We start from the raw sequence: 16,540 nt of genomic DNA, 5'->3' as shown, positions 1-16,540 counted from the left end.
TATGTCTTCGCAGGGGTGAGGGACGATTTCGGTGGCGAACGAGGACAAGCTCCGCTATTTCCTGAAGCGAGTCACCGCAGACCTCCAGGAGACCCGGCGGCGCCTTCGTGACCACGAGGACGCCGCCGGGGAGCCGGTGGCCATCATCGGGATGAGCTGCCGCTACCCGGGAGGGGTCGACTCGCCCGAGGACCTGTGGGAGTTGGTCGCGGGCGGCCACGACGCCGTCTCGGAGTTCCCCGCCGACCGAGGCTGGGACCTGGACGCGCTCTACGACCCCGACCCGGAGTCCCGCGGGACCAGCTACGCCCGTGAGGGCGCGTTCCTGCGCGACCTGGCGCGGTTCGACGCCGGCCTCTTCGGGATCTCGCCCCGCGAGGCGCTCGCCATGGACCCACAGCAGCGGCTGCTGCTGGAGACGTCGTGGGAGCTCTTCGAGCGGGCCGGCATCGATGCCGCCTCGCTGGCGGGGAGCAGGACCGGCGTGTTCGCCGGCGTGATGAACCACGAGTTCCTCGCCGCCCTCCAGAACTCCCCGCAGGACCTGGAGGGTTATCTGGGGACGGGTACCTCGGGCAGTGTCGCCTCCGGCCGGGTGGCCTACACCTTCGGCCTCGAAGGCCCGGCCGTCACGGTCGACACGGCCTGCTCGTCGTCGCTGGTGGCTCTGCACCTGGCCGTCCAGTCGCTGCGAGGCGGCGAGTGCTCGCTGGCCGTGGCGGGCGGCGTCACCGCGATGGTCGGCCCCGCCACCTTCGTCGGCTTCAGCCGCCAGCGCGGGCTGTCGCCCGACGGCCGCTGCAAGGCGTTCGCGGCCGGTGCCGACGGCACCGGCTGGGGCGAGGGCGCCGGACTGCTGCTCGTGGAACGCCTCTCGGACGCCCGCCGCAACGGACACGAGGTCCTCGCGGTCGTCCGGGGCTCCGCCGTCAACCAGGACGGCGCGTCCAACGGCCTCACCGCCCCCAACGGCCCCTCCCAGCAGCGGGTGATCCGCCAGGCCCTGGCCGCCGCCCGGCTGACCACCGCACAGGTCGACGCGGTCGAGGCGCACGGCACGGGCACCCGGCTCGGCGACCCGATCGAGGCGCAGGCGCTCCTGGCGACGTACGGGCAGGGCCGTTCCGACGACAAGCCGCTGTGGCTGGGCTCGATCAAGTCCAACATCGGCCACACCCAGGCCGCTGCCGGTGTGGCGGGCGTCATCAAGATGGTCATGGCCATGCGCCACGGCGAACTGCCGCGCACGCTGCACGTCGACGCGCCGTCCCCGCATGTCGACTGGTCGGCGGGCGCCGTACGGCTGCTCACCGAGCGCACGCCCTGGCCGTCGTCGGACCAGCCGCGCCGGGCCGGTATCTCCTCCTTCGGGATCAGCGGCACCAACGCGCACACCATCATCGAGGAAGCCCCGCCGGCCGAAGCGTTCGCACCGGACGCCGAGGCACCGGAGGCCCCGGAGGCGCCGGAGGACGGCGCGGAGACCGCCGAGGCCGTCGCCCCGCAGGCCGCGCGGCCGGCCGAGGGCGGACCGGTGCCGTGGGTGATCTCCGGCAAGACCGAGGAGGCCCTGCGCGCACAGGCCGAACGCCTGCTGTCCCGCACCGACGCCGAAGTCCCCCCGCTCGACGTGGCGTTCTCGCTCGCCACGACGCGTACGGCGCTGGAGCACCGCGCGGTGGTCCAGGGCGAGACGCCTGCGGAACTCGCCGAAGGGCTGCGGGCCGTGGCCTGCGGCTCCCCGGCCCCGGGCGTCGCGCGGGGCGTTTCGGGCACCGGCGGGCGCGTCGGGTTCCTCTTCTCCGGCCAGGGCTCGCAACGCCTGGGCATGGGGCGCGAACTGTACGCGGCCTACCCGGCGTTCGCCGCCGCGTACGACGAGGTCTGCGCGCACCTCGACGCCGCGGTCGACGTCGACTCCGGGGAACTGCACCGCACGGGCGCCGCCCAGCCCGCACTCTTCGCGGTCGAGGTGGCACTGTTCCGGCTCCTGCAGTCGTGGGGTATCCGGCCGGACTACGTGGCCGGTCATTCCGTAGGCGAGATCGCGGCCGCGCACGTGGCCGGGGTGCTGTCGCTCGACGACGCCGCGAAGCTGGTGTCCGCCCGTGCCCGCCTCATGCAGGCGCTGCCCGCCGGCGGGGCGATGGCCGCCGTCCAGGCCACCGAGGACGAAGTCCTTCCGCACCTGACCGACGGCGTCGGCATCGCGGCGATCAACGGCCCGCGGTCCGTCGTGGTGTCCGGAGCCGAGGACGCGGTCACCGCAATCGCCGAGGGCTTCCGGCAGCAGGGCCGCAAGACCTCCCGGCTGAAGGTCAGCCACGCGTTCCACTCGCCGCTGATGGAGCCCATGCTGGAGGACTTCGCGCAGGCCGTCCGCGGGCTGACCTTCGAGAAGCCGCGGATTCCGGTGGTCTCCAACCTCACCGGCCGCCTGGCCGATCCCTACACCCCCGAGTACTGGGTCCGGCACGTCCGCGAAGCGGTCCGCTTCGCCGACGGTGTGCGGACTCTGGACGACCTGGGCGTGACCACGTTCGTCGAGATCGGTCCGGGCGGTGTGCTGAGCGCTCTCGCCCAGGGCTGCCTGGACGACGACGTGGTCACCGTGCCCGCCCTGCGCGCCGACCGCCCCGAGCGGGCCGCACTCGTCGCCGCCGTCTCCGAACTGCACGCACACGGCGTCTCCCCGGACTGGCACGCCTTCTTCCCCGGCGCCCGCCGCGTCGACCTGCCCACCTACGCCTTCCAGTACGAGCGTTACTGGCTCGACTCCTCGACGGCCGCTCCCGGTGACGTCCGCGCCGCCGGCCTGGGCTCGGCCGACCACCCGCTGCTGGGCGCCGCCGTCTGTCTGGCCGGCGGCGACGAGCGGCTGCTGACCGGCCGGCTGTCCCTGCGCACGCACCCGTGGCTGAGTGACCACGCCGTGCTCGACACCGTGCTGCTGCCGGGCACCGCGTTCGTCGAACTGGCCGTGCGCGCCGCCGACGAAGCCGGCTGTGCGCTGCTGGAGGACCTCACCCTCGAAGCGCCCCTGGTGGTGCCCGAGCAGGGCGGCGTCGCGGTTCAGGTGTGGGTCGGCGCGGCCGACGGCACCGGCCGCAGGCCGCTGACCGTACACGCGCGCCCCGACGACGACACCGGCCTGCCGTGGGTTCGCCACGCGACCGGCTTCGTCAGCGAAGGGACCGGACAGGCGGGCGCCTTGGCCGCCGGCGGGACGCTCACGGCGTGGCCGCCGGCGGGCTCCGAGCCGGTCGACCTCGACGGCTTCTACGACCGGCTGGCCGCTCTCGGCCTGGCCTACGGACCGGCGTTCCGTGGGCTGCGGAGCGCCTGGCGCGCGGGCGAGGAAGTCTTCGCGGAGGTCGCCCTCCCCGACGGCACGGACACCGGTTCCTTCCTCCTGCACCCGGCGCTGCTGGACGCGGCGCTGCACGCGATCGGCACGGGCGGTGCGGACGGCTCCCTAGTGGCCGACGCGGACGGGCCGCTCCTGCCGTTCGCCTGGTCCGGGGTGTCCGTGCGCGCCACGGGCGCCTCCACCGTACGGGTCAGGCTGGCGCCGGCCGGTACGGACGCGGTGTCCCTGCTGGTGGCCGACGGCGCCGGCGAGCCGGTGGCGTCCGTCGAGTCACTGACTCTGCGCGCGGTGTCGGCCGAGCAGCTCCGCAAGCGCTCCGGAGACGCGATGTTCACCGTCGAGCGGGCGCCGCTGACCCTGCCCACCGCCGACGCGGACGGGACGGCGGTCGCGTACGTCCCGGACATCGCGGCACTGGCTGGGGCCGACGGCTCGTCACAGCCGGACGTGGTCGTGGTCCCGTGCCCCGACGGCCCGGAAGGGGCGACCGAGGCCGAGCGGGTCCGCGCGGTCACCACCGAGGTGCTGCGGCTGGTCCAGCGCTGGTGCGCCGAGGACCGGACCTCGCGCCTCGTGCTGGTGGCGCGCTGTGACGACCTCGCGCACGCCGCGGCGGGCGGACTGGTGCGCTCGGCCCAGGCGGAGAACCCCGGCCGGATCGTACTGCTCGAAACCGACCGCCCGGACGAGGCGGCCGCGCTCGTCCCCGGCGTCGTGCTGTCCGGCGAGCCCCACGTCGTCATACGCGACGGCGAGGCCGGCGCACCGCGCCTGACCCGCGCCGCCTCCCCGGAGAACGGAGACACGGCCACGGGCCCCACGGACGAAGCGACGGCCGCCCTCGGCGGGGATGTTGCCTCCGGCGTCGGCGGGGATGCTGCCACCGCTCTCGCCAGCGGTGCTGCCTCAGCTCTCGTCGAGGGCGCCGCTCCTGCCCGCGCCGGGGACTCTGCCTCCGGCCTCGCCGACGGTGCTGCCTCTGGCCTCGGTGGGGATGCTGCCTCCGCTCTCGCCAGCGGTGCCGCCTCTGCCCTCGGCGACGCCGCCGCCCCTGCCCGCGCCAAGAACTCTGCCTCCGCCCTCGCCGAGGGCGCTCTCGGTACCGTGCTGCTCACCGGCGCATCCGGCGCGCTGGGCGGAACCCTGGCCCGTCACCTGGTGACCGCACACCGCGTGCGCCGGCTGCTGCTTGTCAGCCGCCGTGGCGCGGAGGCCCCGGGAGCCGCGGACCTGAAGGCCGAACTCGCGGCGCTCGGCGCCGAAGTGACGTGGGCCGCCTGCGACCTCGCCGACCGTGACGCCCTCGCCCGGCTGTTGGCAGCCACTCCGGTCGACTCCGTCGTGCACACCGCCGGCGTGCTCGACGACGGCGTGCTCGCCGCGCTGACCCCGGAGCGGGTGGCCGCCGTCCTCGCGCCCAAGGCCGACGCCTTGCTCAACCTGGACGAACTCACCGACGAGAGCACGACGTTCGTGCTGTTCTCCTCCGCCGCGGGCGTCTTCGGCAACCCCGGCCAGGGCAATTACGCCGCGGCCAACGCCTTCCTCGACGCCTTCGCCCGGCGCCGCAGCGCCCAGGGGCGGCCCACCGTCTCGCTGGCGTGGGGCCTGTGGGGGCAGGAGGGCACCATGGCCGACGCCCTCGACGGGGCGGGCAGGTCGCGGATGGCGCGCTCCGGCGTCCTGCCGCTGTCCACCGAGGACGGCCTGCGGTTGTTCGACGCGGCGCTCGCCTCGGACGAGCCCGTGCTCGTACCGGTCCGCCTCGACACCGCCGCCCTGCGGAGCCGAGCCGCAAGTGCCGTACCGGCGCTGCTGCGCGGACTCATCCGGGTCTCCACGCGCGGCACCGCCCAGCGCGCCGCCACCGGATCCCTGGCCGAACGCCTCGCCGTACTGTCCGGCGACGAGCGCGAGGAGGCCCTGCTGGACCTGGTCCGGGCCGAGGCCGCCGCCGTGCTCGGGCACTCCTCGCCCCGGGCCGTCCAGCCCGCGCACGCCTTCCAGGACCTGGGCTTCGACTCGCTGACGGCCGTGGAGCTGCGCAACCGGCTGTCGGCCGCCACCGGCCTGCGCCTGCCCGCCACCTCCGTCTTCGACCACCCCACCCCCACCGCCCTCGCCCGGCACATCGGCACCGAGCTCCTCGGCGCGGCCCCGGCCGCGGCCGCCACGGCCAGGCCCGCGGCGCGGCGGACCGCGGCCGCCGCCGACGAGCCGATCGCCATCGTCGGCATGAGCTGCCGCCTCCCGGGCGGGGTGCGCTCGCCGGAGGACCTGTGGCGGCTGGTGGCCTCCGGCCGGGACGGCATCTCCCGGTTCCCGGACAACCGCGGCTGGGACGTCGACGGGCTCTACGACCCCGACCCCGAGCGCCTCGGCAAGACCTACGCGCGCGACGGCGGCTTCCTGCACGAGGCGGCCGAGTTCGACCCGGCCTTCTTCGGGATCTCGCCGCGTGAGGCGCTGGCGATGGACCCGCAGCAGCGGCTGCTGCTGGAGGCGTCCTGGGAGGCGTTCGAACACGCCGGGATCGATCCGGCGACGCTCCGGGGCAGCCGTACCGGCGTCTTCACCGGTCTGATGTACCACGACTACGGCCAGGGCTCGCGCGAACTGCCCGAGGGCGTCGAGGGTTTGCTCACCACCGGAGGCTCCGGCAGCGTCGCCTCCGGGCGCGTGTCCTACACCTTCGGCCTGGAGGGCCCTGCCGTCACGGTCGACACGGCCTGCTCCTCGTCGCTCGTCGCCCTGCATCTGGCCGTTCAGGCCCTGCGGGGCGGCGAGTGCACGATGGCGCTGGCCGGCGGCGTCACGGTCATGGCAAGCCCGACGGTCTTCGTGGAGTTCAGCCGGCAGCGCGGGCTGTCGCCGGACGGCCGGTGCAAGGCGTTCGCGGCCGGTGCCGACGGCACGGGCTGGGGCGAAGGCGTCGGCCTGCTGTTGGTGGAGCGGCTCAGCGACGCCGAGCGCAACGGCCACCGCGTGCTGGCCGTTGTGCGGGGCAGCGCGGTGAACCAGGACGGTGCGTCGAACGGTTTGACCGCACCGAACGGTCCGGCGCAGCAGCGGGTGATCCGGCAGGCGCTGGCGTCCGCCGGGCTCGCGCCGGCCGACGTGGACGCCGTCGAGGCGCACGGCACGGGCACGCGGCTCGGCGACCCGATCGAGGCGCAGGCGCTCCTGGCGACGTACGGGCATGGCCGTTCCGACGACAAGCCGCTGTGGCTGGGCTCGCTGAAGTCCAACATCGGCCACACGCAGGCCGCCGCGGGCGTCGCCGGCGTGATCAAGATGGTCATGGCCATGCGCCACGGAGTGCTCCCGCGGACCCTGCACGTCGACGAACCGACACCGCACGTCGACTGGTCGGCCGGAGACGTCCGGCTGCTGACCGAGGCCGTCGACTGGCCCGGGTCGGACCGCCCGCGCCGGGCCGCGGTGTCGTCCTTCGGCGTCAGCGGCACCAACGCGCACACGATCATCGAGCAGGCCCCCGCGACCGAGGAGCCGCCGCCGGCGTCCGACTCCGCAGCGGCCGTGCCGTGGGTGCTCTCCGGCCGGACCGAAGCGGCGCTGCGGGCGCAGGCCGCCCGCCTCGTGTCCTTTCTGGACGACAAGGTCAGTGGCAACGACGGCGGGGCGGTCCTGGTGGCCGACGCGGCGTACTCGCTGGCCACGACCAGGGCGGCCTTCGAACACCGCGCCGTGGTGGTCGCCAAGACCCCCGAGGAGTTCCGGCGGCAACTGGCCGGTGTCGCCGGCGGCGCCACGCCGCCCGGCGTGGTGACCGGCACCGCACGCACCGGCGGCAAGACCGTCTTCGTCTTCCCCGGGCAGGGGTCGCAGTGGGTGGGCATGGCCGCCGAACTGCTGGAGACCTCCCCGGTCTTCCGCGACCGGATCGACGCCTGCGAGCGCGCCCTCGCGCCGCACGTGGACTGGTCGCTGACCGGGGTGCTGCGGGGCACGTCCGATGTCGAGCAGGACCGGGTCGACGTGCTGCAGCCCGTGCTCTGGGCGATGACAGTCGCCCTCGCCGAGGTGTGGCGCTCCTTCGGAGTGACCCCCGACGCGGTCGTCGGGCACTCCCAGGGCGAGGTCTCCGCGGCGGTGATCGCCGGAGCGGTCCGTCTGGAGGACGGGGCGCGCATCGTGGCGCAGCGCAGCCTCGCGGTGCGCGAACTCCAGGGCCGCGGCGGTATGGCCTCGGTGACGCTCCCGGACGAGGAGGCGCGGGAACTGACCGGCCGGTGGGCCGGCCGCCTCGGCATCGGTGCCGTGAACGGGCCCGGGACCGTCGTGGTCTCCGGGGACACCGACGCCCTGGACGAACTCCTCGCGCACTGCAAACGGGAGGGCATCCAGGCCCGCAGGGTCGCCGTCGACTACGCCGCGCACTCACCGCAGATCGAACGCGTCGAAGCGCAGGCGAGCGAGGGGTTCGCCGGCATCAGCCCGCTCCCCGGGTCCGTGACCTTCTACTCCACGGTGACCGGCGGGAAGCTGGACGCGGACGAGCTCGGCTCCGGCTACTGGTACCGCAACATGCGGCAGACGGTGCGGTTCCACGACGCGATCCGGGCCGCGCTGGCCGACGGGCACGACGTGTTCGTCGAAGTCAGCCCCCACCCCGTCCAGTTGGCGGGCATCGAGGACGCCATCGAGGCCGCCGAGGCCGAGGCCGCGGTCGTACCGACGCTGCGCCGCCGCGACGGCGGACGGCACCGGCTGATGCTGTCCCTGGCCCAGGCCCACGTGCACGGCGTAGACATCGACTGGGACGCCGTCCTGCCGGGTGCGCGCCGCGTCGACCTGCCGACCTACGCCTTCCAGCACGAGCGGTACTGGCTTCAGGCGGGCGCTGCGGCCGGTGACGTACGAGCGGCCGGACTGGACGCCGCCGACCACCCGTTCCTGGGCGCGGCGGTGGAGCTGCCGGACGCCGGCGGCCACCTGCTGACCGGGCTGCTGTCCCTGCGGGCCCAGCCCTGGCTGGCCGACCACGCGGTGCTGGGCACGGTGCTGCTGCCGGGCACGGCCTTCGTGGAACTGGCCGCCCACGCCGCGGCCGAGACCGGCTGCGACCTGGTCGAGGAGCTCACCCTGCAGGCACCGCTGGTGCTTCCCGAGCAGGGCGGCGTCGCGCTCCAGGTCCTCGTGGGCCCCCAGGACGACTCCGGCCGCCGCCCGCTGAGCGTGCACTCGCGAGCCGGGGACGGCTCCTGGATCCGCAACGCCACCGGCGCCCTCGCCACCGGCGGGGCCCCCGTGGGCACCGACCTGAGCAGCTGGCCCCCGGCCGACGCCCGGCCGGTGGACCTGGACGGCTTCTACGACCGCCTGGCGGACCTCGGCCTGAGCTACGGCCCGCTCTTCCAGGGGCTGCGTGCCGCCTGGCGCGGCCACGACGCGGTCTACGCCGAACTCGCCGTCACCGACGAGGCGCAGGCGGACGCGGACGCGTTCGGCGTGCATCCGGCCCTGCTCGACTCCGCGCTGCATGCGCTGGGCGCGGGCGGTCTCGTACCGGCCGCCGACGGGCCCCTGCTGCCCTTCGCGTGGTCCCGAGTCACGCTGCACGGAACCGGAGCGGCCGGCCTGCGGGTACGGCTCTCCCAGGCCGGCGGGGACACGGTACGGCTGGAGGCCGCCGACGGCACGGGCCGTCCCGTCGTGTCGGTGGAGTCGCTGACGCTGCGCCCGGTGTCGGCCGAGCAACTGCGCACGAGCTCCCGGGACTCCCTGTTCACCGTGGAGTGGGCACCGCTCGCCGCCCCGGCCGGCGCGCACGCCCCGGCCGTACGGGCCTACGACGACATCGCCGCCCTCCTCGCCGCCCCCGCGGTGGAGACCGGGGCGGACGTGGACGCCGTCGCCGTTCCCTGTCCGGCCGGGTCGGGCACCGACGCCGGACGGGTCCGGGAAGTCCTCGCCGAGGTGCTCGCGCTGGTGCGGTGGTGGCTGGCCGAGGACCGGGCCGCCCGGCTGGTGCTGGTGACCCGGGGCGCGGTCGCCGCCGGGGACGACCTCGCGGCGGGCGACCCGGTGCAGGCGGCCGTGTGGGGCCTGGTCCGGTCGGCGCAGTCGGAGAACCCCGACCGCATCGTCCTCCTCGACACCGAACAGAACGCCGACGTGGAGCAGGTCGCGGCGACGGCCGTCCCCCGGCTCGTCGCCTCCGAGGAACCGCAGGCGGCGCTGCGCGGCGACGCGCTCCTGCTGCCCCGGCTCGCCAGGGCCGCCGCCGACACCCCGCAGGCCACCCCGGACTTCGGGACCGGCACGGTGCTCCTGACCGGCGCGTCCGGCGCCCTGGGCGGACTCGTCGCCCGGCACCTGGTCGCCGAACACGGCGTGCGCAGCCTGCTGCTGATGAGCCGGCACGGCGCGGACGCCGAGGGCGCGGCGGAGCTCCGGGCGGAACTGGCCGCCGCGGGTGCCGACGTGCTCTGGGCCGCCTGTGATGTTGCCGACCGGGACGCCCTCGCCGAGGTGCTGTCCGGCACACCGGTGACGGCCGTGGTGCACACGGCCGGCGTCCTCGACGACGGCGTGATCGGTTCGCTCACGCCGGAGCGCCTGGAGACGGTGCTGCGCCCCAAGGTCGACGCGGTGCTGAACCTGCACGAGCTGGCGGGCGACGTGTCGGCGTTCGTCCTCTTCTCCTCGCTCGCGGGTACGCTCGGCACTCCCGGCCAGGCCAACTACGCCGCGGCCAACGCCTTCCTGGACGCCTTCGCCGGGCGCCGCCGGGCCCAGGGGCTGCCCGCGGTGTCGCTGCCGTGGGGCCTGTGGCAGCGCACCGGCACCATGACCGAGGGCCTCGGCGGCGCCGACCGGACCCGCCTCGCCCGCGGCGGCGTGCTGCCGCTGTCCGACGAGGACGGCCTCGAACTCCTCGACGCCGCGCTCGCGTTGCAGGAGCCCCTGGTGGTGGCGGCACGGCTGGACCTCGCCGCCCTGCGCAACGCGACCGCCCCGGTGCCGCCGCTGCTCAGGCCGCTCGTCGGCGGCCGGCCGCGGCGTACGGACCGGGCGGCTTCCGTGCCGCTGGCACAGCGGATCGCGGGCCTGCCCGAGGGTGAGCGCGAAGAGGCCGTGCTGGACCTCGTCCGGTCCGAGGTCGCCGCCGTCCTCGGACACGGCTCGGCCAAGGCCGTCCAGCCCGACCAGGCCTTCGGGGACCTGGGCTTCGACTCGCTGACCGCGGTGGAGCTCCGCAACCGGATGAACCAGGCCACCGGCCTGCGGCTGCCCGCGACGCTGGTCTTCGACCACCCGACGCCCGCGGTTCTCGCGCGGCGGGTGCTGAAGGACCTCCCCGGTGGTACGGCCCAGGCCGAGCCGGTCTTCGACGAGCTCGACCGCCTCGCCGCCGCCCTCGACGGCGCCGGAACGGACGGCGTCGACAACGTCACCCGAACCAGGATCAACATGCGTCTCCAGGCGCTGCTCGCCCGCTGGAACGGGAACGAGCCGGCCGATCCGGGAGGCGCCGGCGGAGCCGAGGACGAAGACGACCTCAGCTCGGCGAGCGACGAGGAACTGTACGACCTCCTCGACGACGAACTCGGCATCTCCTGAACTGCGCAGGCCAAAGGGGGCGGGCAACACCGATGACGAACGAAGACAGGCTCCGGGATTACCTCAAGCGGGCCACCACCGACCTGCGCCAGGCCCGGCGGCGCGTGCGCGAGCTGGAGGCCCGCGACCAGGAGCCGATCGCCATCGTGGGCATGAGCTGCCGGTTCCCCGGCGGCGTCGGATCCCCCGAGGAGCTGTGGCGGCTGCTGGCCGAGGGCGAGGACGCCATCGCGCGGTTCCCCGAGGACCGCGGCTGGGACGTCGACGCGCTCTACGACCCCGACCCCGAGCAGCCCGGCAAGGTCTACACCCGGCAGGGCGGCTTCCTCCGCGACGCGGCGGACTTCGACGCGGACTTCTTCGGGATCTCGCCGCGCGAGGCGCTGGCCATGGACCCGCAGCAGCGGCTGCTGCTGGAGACCGCATGGGAGGCCTTCGAGCATGCGGGCATCGACCCCGCCGCCCTCGAGGGCAGCCGCACCGGCGTCTTCGCCGGCCTGATGTACCACGACTACGGCTTCACGCCCGGCGTCCTCCCCGAAGGGGTCGAGGGGCTCATGAGCACCGGCAACTCCGGCAGCGTCGCCTCCGGGCGCATCGCCTACACCTTCGGCTTCGAGGGCCCCGCGGTCACCGTCGACACCGCCTGCTCCTCCTCGCTCGTCGCCCTGCACCTCGCCGTGCAGGCGCTGCGGAGGGGCGAGTGCTCCATGGCGCTCGCCGGCGGCGTGACGGTCATGGCGGGCCCGAGCGCCTTCGTCGAGTTCAGCCGCCAGCGCGGACTCGCCCCCGACGGCCGATGCAAGTCCTTCGCGGCGGCGGCGGACGGCGCGTCCTGGTCCGAAGGCGCCGGCCTGCTGCTCGTGGAGCGGCTGCGGGACGCCCGCCGGCTCGGCCACCAGGTGCTCGCGGTCGTCCGGAGCAGCGCCGTCAACCAGGATGGCGCGTCCAACGGCCTGACCGCGCCCAACGGCCCCTCGCAGCAGCGCGTGATCCTCGAAGCGCTGGCCGGCGCCGGGCTGTCCGCCGAGGAGGTCGACGCCGTCGAGGCACACGGCACGGGCACGAACCTCGGCGACCCGATCGAGGCGCAGGCGCTGCTGGCGACCTATGGCCAGGAGCGCGAACGGCCCCTCCTGCTCGGCTCGTTGAAGTCCAACCTCGGTCACACGCAGGCCGCGGCGGGCGTCGCCGGCGTGATGAAGATGGTGCTGGCGATGCGGCACGGGGTGCTGCCGAAGACACTTCACGTGGACCGGCCGACCCCGCAGGTCGACTGGTCGGCCGGCTCGGTCGAGCTGCTGACCGAGGCCGTGGAGTGGCCGGAGACGGACCACCCTCGCCGGGCCGGGATCTCGTCGTTCGGGATCAGCGGCACCAATGCGCACATCATCCTCGAGCAGGCGCCCGAACCTCAGGCCGAGGACGCGGCCGACGACACGACTGAAGGCGCGGGCGCGGCCGAGGAGTCGGTAAGGCCCCGGACCACGGTGGTGCCGTGGGTACTCTCCGCGAAGACCGGTCAGGCGCTGCGGGAGCAGGCACGACGACTGCTGTCATCCGTGGACCTCGCCGCCGCGTCACCGGCCGACGTCGGGTTCTCGCTGGCGGCCACCCGCTCGGCGCTGGAGCACCGGGCGGCGGTCGTCGGCGCCGACGGGGAAGAGCTGCGCGCGGGCCTGACCGCCCTCGCAGCGGGCGAGCCCGCGGCACAGGTGGTGACGGGGCGCGCCGGGGCCGACCGGGGCAAGGTCGGGTTCCTGTTCTCGGGTCAGGGTTCACAGCGGCTGGGCATGGGTCGCGAGCTGTACGCGGCGTACCCGGTGTTCGCCGCGGCCTATGACGAGGTGTGCGCGCATGTGGACACCCCGGTCGACGTCGATGCGGAAACGCTTCATCAGACGGGGTCGACGCAGCCGGCGCTGTTCGCGGTCGAGGTGGCGCTGTTCCGGCTGCTGGAGTCGTGGGGCATCCGGCCGGACTACGTGGCCGGTCACTCCGTGGGCGAGATCGCGGCCGCTCATGTCGCGGGTGTGCTGTCCCTGGAGGATGCGGCGAAGCTGGTGTCGGCGCGTGCCGCGCTGATGCAGGCCCTGCCCACGGGCGGCGCCATGGTCGCGGTCCAGGCGACCGAGGACGAGGTGCTGCCGCACCTGAGCGACCGTGTCGGCATCGCGGCGGTCAACGGCCCTGAGTCGGTTGTGGTTTCCGGCGCCGAGGGTGCCGTACTGGAGATCGCCGAGGTCTTCGCTCAACAGGGCCGTAAGACAAGCAAGTTGAAGGTAAGTCACGCGTTCCATTCGCCGTTGATGGATCCGATGCTGGAGGAGTTCGCGGAAGCCGTCCGCGGTCTGTCGTTCAACGAGCCGCGGATTCCCGTCGTTTCGAACCTCACCGGTCGGCTGGCCGGGCCCTACACCCCCGACTACTGGGTGCGGCACGTCCGCGAGGCGGTCCGTTTCGCCGACGGCGTGCGGACCCTGCACGAGCTGGGTGTGACCACGTTCGTGGAGATCGGCCCCGGCGACGTGCTGAGCGCCCTCGTCCAGGGCTGCCTCGACGACGACGCGGACATCGTCACCGTTCCCGCTCTGCGTACCGGCCGCCCCGAACCCCAGGCGCTCACTCTCGCCCTCGGGCAGTTGCACACGTACGGTGTCTCGCCGGACTGGCGGGTGCTGTTCCCCGGCGCCCAGCGTGTCGACCTGCCCACGTACGCCTTCCAGCGCGAGCGTTACTGGCTCGAAGGCACGGCCGCGCTCGACGTCTCCTCGGCGGGCCTGGACTCGATTGGCCACGCCCTGCTCGGCGCGGTCGTGGAGGCCGCCGGGGCGCAGGACGTGCTGTTCACCGGCCGGCTGTCCCCGGCCGGCCTGCCCTGGATCGCGGAACACACGGTCGGCGGCGTGCCGGTGCTCCCGGTCGCGGCGTTCGTGGAGCTCGCCCTGTCCGCGGGACGGCAGGCCGGGTTCCCGCACCTGGAACGGCTGGACGTGGACGCCCCGCTGGTGCTGGCCGAACAGGGCGCGGTCCGTATCCAGGTGCAGGTCGGTGCGGGCGACGACCCCGACCGGCGCTCGGTGCGCGTCTTCAGCCTGCCCGCCGCGGGCGGCGCCCGCGAGCCGTGGGTGTGTCACGCCACCGGAGAGCTCACCCGGAACGCTCCGGCGCCGGAGTTCGACATGATGATCTGGCCGCCGGCGGGTGCCGAACCCGTGGACGTCGAGGGCCGTCCGGGCCTGCGCGCCGCCTGGCGCGCCGGGGACGAGCTGTACGCCGAGGCCGCCCTGCCCGTCACGGAGCGGGACCGGGCGGACCGTTACGGCCTGCACCCCGTACTGCTGGACGCTGCCCTCGGCATGGCGGCGCCGGACCGCGCCGAAGACCCCGGCGAGGTGCTCATGCCCTACGCCTGGAACGGCATGTCCGTGCACACTCCGGGGTCCGGGGCCGTACGCATACGCATCCGGCCCGCCGGCGACGACGCGGTGGCGGTCGAACTGTCCGACGCCGACGGCTCTCCCGTCGCCTCCATCGCGTCCGTCCGGACGCGGACGATGTCCCCGCAGCAGGTGCTGGCCTCGCGCGTGGCGCACCAGGACTGGATGTTCGAGGTCGACTGGGTCGAGCACACCGCGGCCTCCGCCCCCGCCCCTGCTCCCGAAGCCGAGTGGGCGGTCCTCGGCAACGAGGGTTCCCACTCCGGCATCGACGCGCTCCGCAAAGCGGTCGACGGCGGTGCGCCCACGCCTGCTTACGTCCTGCTGCCCTGCGCCCCGAGCGAGGGCGATGCCGCCGTGGCGACGCGCGGGCTGCTGGCCGGTGTGCTGTCGGTCGTCCAGGAGTGGGTCGCCGACGAGCGGTTCTCCGACGCGCGGCTCGTGGTGCTGACGCGCGGAGCCGTCGAACTGGACGGCACGGCCCCGGACCTCGCGCACGTCGCGGTCTCCGGTCTGGTGAAGTCCGCCCAGACCGAGCACCCGGACCGGCTCCTGCTCGTCGACGCGGACGACTCGGTCACGAACGCCGGCATCGACACGAACGGCGGCATGGTCACGAACGGCGGCATGGTCACGAACGGCGGCATCACCCCGGCGCTGGCCGCGGCGCTCGCCGCTCTGGACGAGCCGCAGGCCGCGGTGCGCGACGGAAAGCTGTACGTGCCGCGCCTCGCCCGGATCACCCGGCCCGAGGAACCCACCGGTCACGCGTGGGCCCCCGAGGGGACCGTGCTGCTCACCGGCGCGACCGGCGGCCTCGGACAGTCGCTCGCGCGGCACCTCGTCGCCGAACGCGGCGTACGGAGGCTGCTGCTGGCCAGTCGCCGCGGCCCCGCGGCCGAAGGCGTCGGCGAACTCGTCGCCGCCCTCAGCGAGCTGGGCGCGCACGTCGACGTGGCCGCCTGTGACATCGCGGACCGGGACGCCCTCGCGCAGCTGCTGGCCTCGGTCCCGGCTGAGCACCCGCTCGTGGCCGTCGTGCACGCGGCGGCGGCCCTGGACGACGGCGTGGTCACCGCCCTGACCCCGGAGCGCCTGGACACCGTACTGCGACCGAAGGCCGACGGGGCGCTGCATCTGCACGAGCTGACCCGGGACCTGGACCTCTCCGCGTTCGTGCTCTTCTCCTCCCTGGCCGGAGTCCTGGGCAGCGCCGGCGCGGCGAGCTACGCGGCCGCGAACGCCTTCCTGGACGGGCTGGCGCGGCAGCGCCGGGCCGCGGGCCTGCCCGGCACCTCGCTGGCCTGGGGCCTGTGGACGGACAACGGCGGCATGGGCGACCGGATCACCGACGCCGACCGCAACCGGATGGGGCGGGCCGGAGTCGTGCCGTTCACCCCGGCGGAGGGACTGGCCCTGTTCGACGCCGCCCTCACCGTGGACCGGCCGGTGATCGTGCCGGTCCGGCTGGACGTCCCGGGACTGCGCGCCATGGCCCGCGCCGGCATGCTGCCCGCCGTCCTCGGCGGCCTCGTGGACGGCGCCGGCGTCGCGCCCGGCGAGGCCGCGGCCGCGGGGACCCCCGCCCTGGCCCGCCGCCTCGCCGGGATGCCCGAGGCCGACCAGGAGAAGGTCCTGCTGGACCTGGTGCGCAACCAGGCTGCCGCTGCCCTCGGCCACGCCACCGCCGCCCGCATCGAGCCCACCACGGCCTTCCGGGACATCGGCTTCGACTCCCTGACCGCCGTGGAGCTCCGCAACCGGCTCAAGGCCGCGACCGGGCTCCGGCTCAAGCCCACCCTCGTCTTCGACCACCCCAACCCCGTCGCGATCGCCCGGCTCCTGCACAAGGACCTGGTCCTCGACCTCACCGCCGAGGCCCCGCCCGTACTCGGCGAACTGGACCGGCTGGAAGCGCAGCTCGCCGCGCTCGCCCCCGGGGACGCGGTGCGGGACAAGGTCACCGCCCGGCTCAAGGCACTGCTGTGGAAGTGGACCGACACCCACCAGGACGCCGCGGCGAACACCGCCGACGCCGGCCCGGGCACCGGCCGTGACCTCGACCTCGACCGGATCGACGCCGCCACCGACGACGAGATGTTCGACCTCATCGACCAAGAACTCGGGTCTTACTGACTCTTCT

General features: G+C 74.7%; 2 protein-coding genes. Both read left to right on the top strand.

Going from position 1 to position 16,540, the window contains the following annotated elements; genetic code table 11:
- Positions 1-31 precede the first annotated feature (31 nt).
- A complete protein-coding gene (locus tag BFF78_RS42620) occupies positions 32-10,957 on the top strand; it encodes a type I polyketide synthase (protein ID WP_079161141.1) in 10,926 nt (3,641 codons plus the stop codon).
- Positions 10,954-16,533: an SDR family NAD(P)-dependent oxidoreductase gene (locus BFF78_RS04545; RefSeq protein ID WP_472573260.1), complete on the top strand. Its 5,580-nt coding sequence runs from the start codon at positions 10,954-10,956 to the stop codon at positions 16,531-16,533. The genes BFF78_RS42620 and BFF78_RS04545 overlap by 4 nt, the downstream gene beginning before the upstream one ends.
- The last annotated feature ends 7 nt before the right edge of the window (positions 16,534-16,540 follow it).

It is taken from the genome of Streptomyces fodineus, assembly GCF_001735805.1.
GTDB classification, from domain to species: Bacteria; Actinomycetota; Actinomycetes; order Streptomycetales; family Streptomycetaceae; genus Streptomyces; species Streptomyces fodineus.
The sequence above is the reverse complement of the archived record's forward strand: the minus strand, read 5'-3'. Positions and strand labels throughout refer to the sequence as shown.